Genomic DNA, 11434 nt, shown 5'->3' with positions numbered 1-11434 from the left:
GTATGGGCTCACAGGACGAGGGACGCCTGCTCGCGGGTCGGTACCTGCTCGGCGCGCGGCTCGGCAGTGGCGGGATGGGCACGGTCTGGCTGGCCCGGGACCGGATGCTGGACCGCGAGGTGGCGGTCAAGGAACTGTCCGTCAGTGGCGTGCCGGAGTCGGAGCTGCCCGGTCTGCAGTCCAGGATGCAGCAGGAGGCCCGGGCGGCGGCGCGGGTCAAGCACCCGGGTGTCGTCACCGTCCACGACGTGCTGGAGCAGGACGGCCGCCCGTGGATCGTGATGGAGCTGATCGACGGGCGTTCGCTCGCCGAGGTGGTCGCCACGGAAGGCACCCTGCTGCCGCGCGACGCGGCCCGGGTCGGGGCTCAGGTGGTGTCCGCGCTGGACGCCGCCCACCGGCTCGGCGTGCTGCACCGGGACGTCAAACCCGCCAACGTCCTGTTGGAGCGCGGTGGCCGCGCGGTGCTCACCGACTTCGGCATCGCGATGCTGGAGGGCTCGCCCGGCCTCACCCGGACGGGTGACATCGTCGGCTCGCCCGACTACATCGCCCCCGAGCGTGTGATGGGCCACCGGCCGGGCCCGGAGTCCGACCTGTGGTCGCTCGGCGCCACGCTGTACGCGGCGGTGGAGGGGCAGTCGCCGTTCCACCGCACGACGACCATGAGCACCCTGCAGGCGGTGATCACCGACCCGTTGCCGCCGCCGCGGCACGCGGGCCTGCTCGCCCCGGTCATCGAGGAGCTGCTCCGCAAGGACCCGGCGGAGCGGCCGACGGCGGACCAGGCGCTGGCCATGCTCCAGGAGGTGGCCACGGCCCGGACCTCGGGCACGGCGCTGCACCCGCCGACGGAGGCGGCCGGCCCGGGCGACCCGTACCGGACCGGGTTCTCCCGGACGCCGACCCGGGCCACTCCGCCCACCCCGCTGCCCGGCCCGTCGATGCCGGCGGTACCGCCGCCGCCGGCCGCGACGCCGGTGCCGTTCCAGGACACGGGCGCGGGCGGGCGGCGGACCTGGCTGGTGGTGGCGGCCGCCGTTCTGGCGGTGCTGCTGGTCGGCGGTGTGGTCTTCGCGGTGGTCAACGGCAGCTCGCACAAGGGCAACCCGGCCGCCGCCACCGCCCCGGCCCAGAGCGGCCCCGCAGCGGTCACCGTGACGGCGACCACGACCCCCACGCCCGCCTCCACCGCTCCCGCCGCCACGGTCACGGCCACCGCCACGCAGCCGGCCCAGACCGTCCCGGCGGCTCCCGCCGGATACAGCTGGGCCGACGACCCGGCCGGATTCCGCTTCGCGGTGCCGCAGGGCTGGACGCGCAGCGAGACGAACGGGCAGATCGACTACTCGCCGGACGGCGGTGTGCACCTGCTCCGGTTCGGCCTGACGCCGGGCGCGGCGCAGAGCTCGCAGGCGCACTTCCTCCAGCTGGAACAGACGGTCGGCACGCTGCCCGGCTACTCCCGGATCGGCCTCCAGGCCGACGTCTACCAGGGCCGCGACGGCGCCCTCTGGGAGTTCAGCTGGACGGACTCCCAGCTCGGCCCCCGGCACGCGGCCGACCAGGCGTTCATCGCCGCGAACGGGACGGAGTACGCGATCTACATCGGGTCCCCGGCCCAGGACTGGTCGAACGGCCAGCAGGTGTTCAGCACCGTGCTGAACACCTTCACGCTCAGCTGAGCTCCGCCGCCGAGGCCCGTTGCGCCAGCTCCCGGGCCTCCCGGACGTACCGGACGCGCTCCTCCAGTTCGAGGTCGGGGAAGTAGTCCTTGAGCCGCAGTTGGGCGTCGGGGGGCGGCAGGTGCAGATCCCCGAGCAGGAACCCGGCCCTCGCGATGATCTCGTCCCGCATGCTCTTCTCCTTGCCGTGCGGGGATGACTCGTATACGGATTCTTGCGCCCGCCGCGCGCCGCTGTCCCGCCGGACTGCTCCTGCCGTGCGCACCGGGCCCGGCCCGCCTTAGACCGACCGGCACATGGTGGGCGGCGTCGCGACGCCCGGGCTGTCGCCTGGACGGCTTCTCCTCAGTCGCCGCAGCTCCGCTGCTACTTCCTCGTCGGCACCGCCCAGACTCGGCCCGGACGCCGCTCCTTCCTCCACCCACCATGTGCCGGTCGGTCTTAGTGACCCCGGCCCTGCTGGAAGCGGCCGACCGCCAGGTCCACGATCGGCCCGGGGTAGTCCGGGCGCCGGTCCAGCAGCCACGGGCGGTGCACGGCGGAGCCGGGTACGTGGGCGAGTTCGGGGACCCAGCGGCGCACGTACGCCCCGTCCGGGTCGAAGCGCCTGGCCTGGGCGAGCGGGTTGAGCACCCGGTTCGGGCGGGTGTCGGTGCCGGTGCCGGCCACCCACTGCCAGTTGAGCTGGTTGTTCGCGATGTCGCCGTCGACCAGCAGCGAGAGGAAGTGCGCGGCGCCCGCCCGCCAGTCCTGGTAGAGCGTCTTGGCGAGGAAGCTCGCCGTCAGCAGCCGGGCCCGGTTGTGCATCCAGCCTTCGTGGGCCAGCTGCCGCATCCCGGCGTCCACGATCGGGTAGCCGGTGCGGCCGGCCTTCCAGGCGTCGAGTTCGGCGGTGTCCCGGTGCCAGCCGTCGTTCCTGGGGCGGTAGTCGGCCCGGGCGCACTCCGGGCGGGCCGCCAGCACCTGGTGGTGGAAGTCCCGCCAGACCAGCTGCCGGACGAAGGCCTCGGCGCCCGCGCCGCCGCGCTGCCCGGCGAGGTGCGCCAGTTCGGTCGCCGAGAGGCAGCCGAAGTGCAGGTAGGGGGAGAGCCGTGACGTCCCGTCGCCCGCGAGGTCGTCGTGCAGCTCCTCGTACCGGTCCACCGACCAGCGCTGCCAGAGCCGCCGGCCCACGCTCTCGCCGCCCTCGGCCAGCCCGGGGGAGGAGGCGGCGGTGGCGGGTACGGCGACGCCCTCGACCCCGGCCGGGACGCGGACGGTGCGCGGCGCCGCCACCGGGCCCCGGCGCTCCGCCCGCTGCCAGGCGCGCAGGTACGGGGTGAAGACCGCGTAGTGGTCCTTCCCGGCGGGTACGACCGCGCCGGGGGCCAGCGCGGTCAGCACCGCGTCGTGCACCCGCAACCGCCCGCCGAGCGCCTCCCGGAGGCGGGTCTCCCGGCGTTGGGCGAAGGCGCTCACCCCGGCCGCGACGTGCACCTCGGCGGCGCCGGTCAGCGCCGCCAGCCGGGCGGTCTCGGCGACGGCCTCGCCGCGCCGGACCACCAGCCGGCCGCCGCGGGCCCGCAGTCCGGCGTCCAGGTCGGCCAGGCAGCCGGCCAGGAAGGCGGCCCGGTTGGGGACGGCGAACCCGGTGGCCTCGACGGACTCGTCGAGCACGAACAGCGGGACGACCTCCTCGGCCGAGGCGAGGGCGGCGCGCAGCACCGGGTTGTCGTGCAGGCGGAGGTCCTGGGTGAACAGGGCGATGGAGACGGTCACCCGTCATGGCTACCGGCTGCCGTCCGGCGGCCGGGTGAGCCACGCCCGCCCTTCACCCGTCGAACACAAGCCCGAGGGCCGGACTCCTCGAAAGGAGTCCGGCCCTCGGTCACTCATGCGATGCGGCGGCCGATCAGGCCTCGCCGCCCGCGGCGCCCGGGTCGGCGGCGGCCACGTCCAGCAGCTGGTAGCGGTCGATCGCCTCCTTCAGCGCGTGCCGCTCGACCTTGCCCTGCTTGGCGAGCTCGGTGAGCACACCCAGGACCACCGACTGCGCGTCGATGTGGAAGAAGCGGCGGGCAGCGCCACGGGTGTCGGCGAAGCCGAAGCCGTCCGCACCCAGCGACTGCCAGGCACCCGGCACCCAGCGGGAGATCTGGTCCGGCACCGCGCGCATCCAGTCGGACACGGCGACGAACGGGCCCTCGGAGTCCTGGAGCTTGGCCGTCACGTACGGGACGCGCTGCGGCTCCTCCGGGTGCAGCAGGTTGAACTCCTCGACCTCCACCGCGTCGCGGCGCAGCTCGTTCCAGGAGGTCGCCGACCAGACGTCGGCCGCCACGTTCCACTCCTCGGCGAGGATGCGCTGGGCCTCCAGGGCCCACGGCACCGCCACGCCCGAGGCGAGGATCTGCGCCTTGATCTGGCCCGCCGTGGCCGGCGCGTACTTGTGCAGACCCTTGAGGATGCCCTCGACGTCGACGTTCTCGGGCTCGGCCGGCATCTTGATCGGCTCGTTGTAGACCGTCATGTAGTAGAAGACGTCTTCGCCGTGCGGGTGTTCGGCAGTGGCGCCGTACATCCGCTTGATGCCGTCCTGCATGATGTGCGCGATCTCGAACCCGTACGCGGGGTCGTACGCGACGACGCCCGGGTTGGTCGAGGCGAGCAGCTGCGAGTGGCCGTCCGCGTGCTGCAGGCCCTCACCCGTCAGCGTCGTACGGCCGGCGGTCGCGCCGATCACGAAGCCGCGCGAGAGCTGGTCGGCCATCTGCCAGAACTGGTCACCGGTGCGCTGGAACCCGAACATCGAGTAGAAGACGTAGACCGGGATCAGCGGCTCGCCGTGCGTGGCGTAGGACGAGCCGGCGGCGATCAGCGAGGCGGTGCAGCCGGCCTCGGAGATGCCGTCGTGCAGCATCTGGCCGGTCGGGGACTCCTTGTACGCCAGCAGCAGATCGCGGTCGACCGACTCGTAGGTCTGGCCGAGCGGGTTGTAGATCTTCGCCGACGGGAAGAGCGAGTCCATGCCGAAGGTGCGGTACTCGTCGGGCGCGATCGGCACGAAGCGGTTGCCGATGCCCTTGTCCCGCATCAGGTCCTTGAGCACCCGGACGAACGCCATGGTGGTGGCGATGGTCTGGTTGCCGGAACCCTTCTTGACCGCCTTGTAGGCGTCGTCGCCCGGGAGTTCCAGCATGCGCGGCCGCACCTTGCGGGTCGGCATGTAGCCGCCCAGCTCCTTGCGGCGGTCGTGCATGTACTGGATCTCTTCGGAGTCCTTGCCCGGGTGGTAGTAGGGCGGGTAGCCCTCGTCGAGCTGCTTGTCCGTGATCGGCAGGTGCAGCCGGTCGCGGAAGCGCTTGAGGTCCTCGGTCGTCAGCTTCTTCATCTGGTGGGTCGCGTTGCGGCCCTCGAAGTTCGGGCCGAGCGTCCAGCCCTTGACGGTCTGGGCGAGGATCACGGTCGGCTGGCCGACGTGCTCGCGGGCCGCCTTGAACGCCGCGTAGACCTTGGCGTGGTCGTGACCGCCGCGGCCCAGGTGCTGGATCTGCTTGTCGGTCATGTTCTCGACCATCGCGCGCAGGCGCAGGTCGCCGCCGAAGAAGTGGTCGCGGATGTACGCGCCGGTCTCGGTGGCGTACGTCTGGAACTGGCCGTCGACGGTGGTGTTCATCTTGTTCACCAGCACGCCGTCGCGGTCCTGGGCGAGCAGCGGGTCCCAGCTGCGGTCCCAGATCAGCTTGATGACGTTCCAGCCGGCGCCGCGGAACTGCGACTCCAGCTCCTGGATGATCTTGCCATTGCCGCGGACCGGGCCGTCGAGGCGCTGCAGGTTGCAGTTGACCACGAAGGTGAGGTTGTCCAGGCCCTCGCGCGCGGCCAGCGACAGCTGGCCCAGCGACTCGGGCTCGTCCATCTCGCCGTCGCCCAGGAAGGCGTACACGTGCGAGTCGGAGGTGTCCTTGATGCCCCGGTGCTCCAGGTAGCGGTTCATCCGCGCCTGGTAGATCGCGCCGAGCGGACCGAGGCCCATCGAGACGGTCGGGAACTCCCAGAAGTCCGGCATCAGCCGGGGGTGCGGGTAGCTCGACAGGCCGTACGGCGCCTTCGACTTCTCCTGGCGGAACGAGTCGAGCTGGCGCTCGCTCAGCCGGTCCAGCAGGAACGCGCGGGCGTAGATGCCGGGGGAGGCATGGCCCTGGAAGAAGATCTGGTCGCCGGACTCGCCGTCCGCGTCCTTGCCCCGGAAGAAGTAGTTGAAGCCCACGTCGTACAGCGACGCGGACGAGGCGAAGGTGGCGATGTGGCCACCGACGCCGATCCCCGGGCGCTGCGCCCGGGACACCATCACGGCCGCGTTCCAGCGGGTCGCGTTGAGGACCTTGCGCTCGATCTCCTCGTTGCCGGGGAAGAACGGCTCGTCCTTGGTGGCGATGGTGTTGACGTAGTCCGTGCTGCGCATCTCGGGCACGGCGACACGCTTCTCGCGGGCGCGCTCGATCAGGCGGAGCATCAGGTAACGGGCGCGCTCACGCCCCCGCTCGTCGATGGCCGCGTCGAGCGACTCCAGCCATTCCGCGGTCTCCTCGGGATCGAAGTCCGGGACCTGACTCGGAAGGCCGCCAATGATGATCGGGTTGCGATCGGATCCGGAAGCCACGCTGTTCCTTCACTGTCGGTCTGAGGTGTGTCGCGCCGCCTCCATCGTGTACCGCAACTCGGAGATCCGTCATCTCTACCGATGGGTAACCGTTCCGCCCATTGGGATTCCATGGGTGGACCGGCTGGATGGCGCACTTCGGGCGACTCTGCCGTCCGCTCGCCACCGGGTGTTTACGAAGAGGTGGTCCGACCTGTACCTGAGGTTTTTCAGGCTCTCGACCGTCCGATGGCGGCCGGTCGAGGTGAGGGCCAACAGGAGACTCTACGCCCGCCGGGAGGCGTAGCCCGAATGCCGTTCGCATCTCGGTCAGGTGCTCGGCCCGGTCGGTCCCCGCCGGTGGTCCGGCCGGCGGCCCCGGACGGAGGTCTCCGATCGGTCGGCCCGTGCAGCATCATGGGGACGTACGGAACAGGGCAAATCGGTGTGATTCCTGACACACCCAGCGGCGTGTCTTGGTGTGAGACGTCAACCTTTGGGTGGGATCGGGGGGCGGGTACTTGCGCGAACCGCCTGTCCCGTGTGGACTACGGCCACAGACTCGGCATGGATGCCGAGCCGAATACTGGAGGTTATTCCCGTGAGCGCGACCGCGGACCCCGCGGACAAGTCCAACCCGGCGCACCGTCTCGGCTTCGCAGAGGGCCAGATCGTCCAGGAGCTCGGGTACGACGAAGACTGTGACCAGGAGCTCCGTGAGGGCATCGAGGAGGTCACTGGCACCGAACTCGTCGACGAGGACTACGACGACGTCGCCGACGCCGTCCTGCTGTGGCACCGCGAAGATGACGGGGATCTCACCGACTCCCTCGTCGATGCCCTTGAGTACCTGGCGGACGGCGGCCTGGTGTGGCTGCTGACCCCCAAGACGGGCCGTGACGGGCACGTCGAGGCGCACGAGATCGCCGATGCCGCCAGCACGGCCGGTCTCGCCCAGACCAGCTCGGCGTCCCTCGCCAAGGACTGGATGGGCACCCGCCTGGCCTCCCCGAAGGCGGCCAAGACCGGCAAGCGCTGAGCCTCCCCCAAGTCCACCCCCGGCCCCGTTGGAGCTTCCTCCAGCGGGGCCGGGGCGTTTCCCCGGCCGACCTGGAGGAGCCGCCCGCTGAACTGTTCACCCAGGGCGAAATCATGGGGGTGTGGAGCCATCAGTCTCACTCGTTCGGCGTAACCACCCCGAACGGATGCAAGGATGCCTAGGACCGACCGGCCGACGACGGGCGATGCCGCCCGCCAGGTGCCGTTCGGTCCCGGCCGTGCGGCAGCGGCGGGAACCGCGGCGTCGCCGCGCCCCTCGCCGGCCTCCTGCGCGGCCGTCCGTACGTCCGTACGTCCGCCGCCGATGTCCCGGGCGGTGCCCGTACGGCCGATCGCATCCGATTGCACCCGTTCAGGAAGGTCCCACCATGGCCATCGAGGTCGGCACCCAGGCTCCGGACTTCGAGCTGAAGAACCAGCACGGCGAGCTGGTCAAGCTCTCCGACTTCCAGGGCGAGAAGAACGTCGTCCTGGTCTTCTACCCGTTCGCCTTTACCGGTGTCTGCACGGGCGAGGTGTGCGCGATCCAGAAGGAGCTGCCGCGCCTGCAGAACGACTCCGTCCAGGTGCTCGCGGTCTCCGTCGACTCGCCGTTCACCCTCCGGGTCTTCGCCGAGCAGGAGGAGCTGGCGTACCCGCTGCTCTCCGACTTCTGGCCGCACGGCGGGGTCGCCCAGGCGTACGGCGTCTTCGACGAGGAGAAGGGCTGCGCGGTGCGTGGCACCTTCGTGATCGACAAGACCGGCGTGGTGCGCTGGTCGATCGTCAACGGCCTCCCGGACGCCCGCGACGAGCAGGCCTACCTCGAGGCCGTCGACGCGCTCTGAGCAGCGCTCCGACCGCCCGTAGGGCACCCCCCGGCCCGGCCCCGCCGTGACCGCGTACCGATCGACTCCGCCAGGTGTCGGACGTACGGGTCGCGGCCGCGCCGGGCCGGGGCCGTCTCCGGCGCCCCCGCACAGGCGAGGCGGACTGCCCCTGCCGCCCGACTGCCCCTGCCGCCGCGGGCCGGGTCCCTCCGGCGGCCCATGGCCGAGGGCCGGTCCGACGCGAACCGCCGGATACGGCCCCGTCACGTTCGAACCGGGGAACCCGGTACTACGATCGGGCCGTTGACAGGAGACAGTCACCGGGGCGTCCGTCCGAGCGGACGGCCGGGCGGCTGGGACCGCACCACCGGGGGCACCAGGGCGTGCCTCCCGATTCTTGGAGGACAAGTGGGTGTCAGCCTTAGCAAGGGCGGCAATGTCTCGCTCACCAAGGAGGCGCCCGGTCTGACGGCCGTGCTCGTCGGCCTCGGCTGGGACGTCCGCACCACCACCGGATCCGACTTCGACCTCGACGCCAGCGCGCTGCTCTGCAACGAGGCCGGCAAGGTCGGCTCGGACGGCAACTTCGTCTTCTTCAACAACCTCACCAGCCCGGACGGCTCCGTCCAGCACACCGGGGACAACCTCACCGGCGAGGGCGAGGGCGACGACGAGGCGATCAAGGTCAACCTGGCGACGGTGCCCCGGGACGTCACGAAGATCGTCTTCCCGGTCTCGATCTACGACGCCGAGAACCGCCAGCAGAACTTCGGCCAGGTCCGGAACGCGTTCATCCGTGTGGTGAACCAGGCCGACAACGTCGAGATCGCCCGCTACGACCTCTCCGAGGACGCTTCCACCGAGACCGCGATGGTCTTCGGCGAGCTGTACCGCAACGGCGAGGAGTGGAAGTTCCGGGCCATCGGCCAGGGCTACGCCTCCGGCCTGCGCGGCATCGCGCAGGACTTCGGGGTGAATGTCTGACCCCGGGGCCTGACGCATAGTCTGGTGGGCCGGGGCCGGCCGGAGCGCATCACGTGCTCCGGCCGGCCCCGGCCCTCTGCTGTCTCCGGGCCCTCGCCGGCCTGCCGCCGGCCCGCCGCCGGGCTGGTTACCGGTCGGTTCCCGGGGCTCTGAGGTGCGGAGTTCAGCAAGTTCAGCGGGTCGGTAAGTACCCGTCACGGACCGCGATGGCATACACCTTGGTGAGCCCGACCGCGGCACCGTGGGGCACGCGAGAGTCGCGTGCCGTGATGACGGAGCCCCGGCGACGGGGGAACTGGAGGAAGTACAGCCATGAGTGTCACGCTCGCGAAGGGCGGGAACGTCTCGCTCACCAAGGCCGCGCCGAACCTGACGCAGGTCCAGATCGGCCTGGGCTGGGACGCCCGCTCGACCACCGGTGCCCCCTTCGACCTCGACGCCAGCGCCCTGCTCTGCAGCGGCGGGCGGGTGATGGGCGACGAGTACTTCGTGTTCTACAACAACCTGAAGAGCCCGGAGGGCTCGGTCGAGCATCTGGGTGACAACCTCACCGGCGGTGACGAGGGCGACGACGAGGTGGTCGTGGTCCGGCTGGAGCAGGTGCCGGTGCAGGTCGACAAGGTGGTCTTCGCCGTCTCGATCTACGATGCCGAGGCCCGCCTGCAGAGCTTCGGGCAGGTCGCCAACGCCTACATCCGGGTCGTCAACGTCACCGACGGCCAGGAGATCGCCCGCTACGACCTCACCGAGGACGCCTCCAGTGAGACGGCGATGATCTTCGGCGAGCTCTACCGATACCAGGGCGAGTGGAAGTTCCGCGCGGTCGGCCAGGGTTACGCCTCCGGCTTGCGTGGTATCGCTCTGGACTTCGGGGTAAACGTACAGTAAAGCCCCTGTCATGGGTGGTTCCGGGCGCCGGATCGTCCTGGTCGGGAATCCATCCCGGCCGGGGCGCGCGGGGCCGGGCCGCCTGAAATTCGAAAGGTAACTGACTCCGTGTTCCTCCGCACATTCGGATGGTCCTTCGCCATCACGGTCGTCGGCTTGATCGCCGCAGGACTGATCTGGGGAGCCCAGGGATTCGGCGTCGTCCTGATCCTCTCCGTCCTTGAGATCTCGCTGTCGTTCGACAATGCGGTCGTCAATGCCACCGTCCTGAAGCGGATGAACCCGTTCTGGCAGAAGATCTTTCTGACCGTCGGCGTCCTGATCGCCGTTTTCGGTATGCGGCTGGTCTTCCCGCTGTTGGTGGTGGGCCTGACGGCACATCTGAATCCGGCCACCGTGATCGACCTGGCGCTGGACTCCTCCAAGACGCACGACGGCCACACCTACGGTGAATTCCTGGCACTGGCCAACCCGGCGATCGCCGCCTTCGGCGGGATCTTCCTGCTGATGATCTTCCTCGACTTCATACTGGAGGAGAAGGAGTTCAACTGGCTCGGCTGGCTGGAGCGGCCGCTGGAGCGGATCGGCAAGCTGGACGCGCTCTCCTCGGTGATCGCCCTGGTGCTGCTGGCCCTGTCGGCCAACCTGTTCGCCGGTGAGCACGCCGAAACGGTTCTGCTGGCCGGCCTGCTCGGCCTCGCCACCTACCTCGCCGTCAACGGCCTCTCCGGCGTCTTCGAGTCCGGCCTGGAGGACGAGGAGGCCGCCGAGGAGGAGGCCGCCAAGAGCGGCAAGCCGATCGTCCTGGTGGCCGGGAAGGCCGCGTTCTTCCTGTTCCTGTACCTGGAGGTGCTCGACGCCTCGTTCTCCTTCGACGGCGTGGTCGGCGCCTTCGCGATCTCCCAGAACATCTTCCAGATCACCCTGGGCCTGGGCATCGGCGCCATGTACATCCGCTCCCTGACGGTCTACCTGGTCCGCAAGGGCACCCTGGACGACTACGTCTACCTGGAGCACGGCGCCCACTACGCGATCGGCGCGCTGGCGCTGATCCTGCTCGCCTCGATCAAGTACCACGTCCCGGAGATCGTCACCGGCCTGATCGGCGTCGCCTTCATCGGCGCGGCCCTGGCGACCTCGATGGTCCGCAACAAGCGGGAGCAGGAGCTGGAGCCCGACTCCGCCTGACCGGCGCCGTCCGACCGGCGCGGCCGGTGGCGCCCGGGGCGGAACGGCCCCGGGCCGGGCATGCGAACGGCGCGGGTACGCGAACGGCCCCCGCACACCAGCTGGCAGGTTCTAGCGATCCCCGCAACACCCTGGATTCAGGGAGTTGCGGGGATCGTGGATTTTGAGGGCTTGAAGGCGAGGTTCTTCGAGGCGTTGGA

9 protein-coding genes are annotated in these 11434 nt (G+C 70.5%); 6 read left to right on the top strand and 3 right to left on the bottom strand.

The window, feature by feature from the left end:
• Positions 1-2 precede the first annotated feature (2 nt).
• The gene (locus ABD330_RS25900) at positions 3-1685 is read left to right on the top strand and encodes a serine/threonine-protein kinase (protein ID WP_344468407.1); all 1683 of its coding nucleotides are present in this window, start codon (positions 3-5) and stop codon (positions 1683-1685) included.
• On the opposite strand, the gene ABD330_RS25895 is transcribed toward ABD330_RS25900, so the two are convergent.
• The 3 genes from ABD330_RS25895 to aceE all read right to left on the bottom strand — a co-directional run bounded on the left by ABD330_RS25895 (position 1678) and on the right by aceE (position 6327).
• Positions 1678-1857 carry a hypothetical protein gene (locus ABD330_RS25895; RefSeq protein ID WP_344468406.1) on the bottom strand — a complete coding sequence of 60 codons (180 nt, stop codon included), beginning with the start codon at positions 1855-1857 and terminating at the stop codon, positions 1678-1680. The genes ABD330_RS25900 and ABD330_RS25895 overlap by 8 nt on opposite strands.
• A 269-nt stretch (positions 1858-2126) precedes the next feature.
• Positions 2127-3443 carry a cryptochrome/photolyase family protein gene (locus ABD330_RS25890; protein ID WP_344468405.1) on the bottom strand — a complete coding sequence of 439 codons (1317 nt, stop codon included), beginning with the start codon at positions 3441-3443 and terminating at the stop codon, positions 2127-2129.
• A gap of 133 nt (positions 3444-3576) precedes the next feature.
• A complete protein-coding gene (aceE, locus tag ABD330_RS25885; RefSeq protein ID WP_344468404.1) occupies positions 3577-6327 on the bottom strand; it encodes a pyruvate dehydrogenase (acetyl-transferring), homodimeric type in 2751 nt (916 codons plus the stop codon).
• Positions 6328-6907: 580 nt separating this feature from the next.
• On the opposite strand from aceE, the gene ABD330_RS25880 reads away from it, so the two are divergent.
• The 5 genes from ABD330_RS25880 (at position 6908) to ABD330_RS25860 (ending at position 11234) form a co-directional block, all read left to right on the top strand.
• Complete coding sequence (locus tag ABD330_RS25880) at positions 6908-7345, top strand: DUF3052 domain-containing protein (RefSeq protein WP_280714548.1); 438 nt, start codon at positions 6908-6910, stop codon at positions 7343-7345.
• A 388-nt stretch (positions 7346-7733) separates the two neighbouring features.
• Positions 7734-8192 (top strand): peroxiredoxin, encoded by a 459-nt coding sequence (locus ABD330_RS25875; protein ID WP_344468403.1) that lies wholly within the window; start codon positions 7734-7736, stop codon positions 8190-8192.
• A 390-nt stretch (positions 8193-8582) separates the two neighbouring features.
• On the top strand, positions 8583-9158 hold the full coding sequence (locus ABD330_RS25870; RefSeq protein WP_344468402.1) for a TerD family protein: 576 nt from the start codon (positions 8583-8585) through the stop codon (positions 9156-9158).
• Positions 9159-9470: 312 nt separating this feature from the next.
• Positions 9471-10046 (top strand): TerD family protein, encoded by a 576-nt coding sequence (locus ABD330_RS25865; protein ID WP_344468401.1) that lies wholly within the window; start codon positions 9471-9473, stop codon positions 10044-10046.
• A gap of 108 nt (positions 10047-10154) precedes the next feature.
• Positions 10155-11234 (top strand): DUF475 domain-containing protein, encoded by a 1080-nt coding sequence (locus tag ABD330_RS25860; protein ID WP_344468400.1) that lies wholly within the window; start codon positions 10155-10157, stop codon positions 11232-11234.
• The last annotated feature ends 200 nt before the right edge of the window (positions 11235-11434 follow it).

The organism is Kitasatospora kazusensis, from assembly GCF_039529945.1.
GTDB lineage: Bacteria > Actinomycetota > Actinomycetes > Streptomycetales > Streptomycetaceae > Kitasatospora > Kitasatospora kazusensis.
This window is presented reverse-complemented; position numbering and strand designations above follow the sequence as displayed.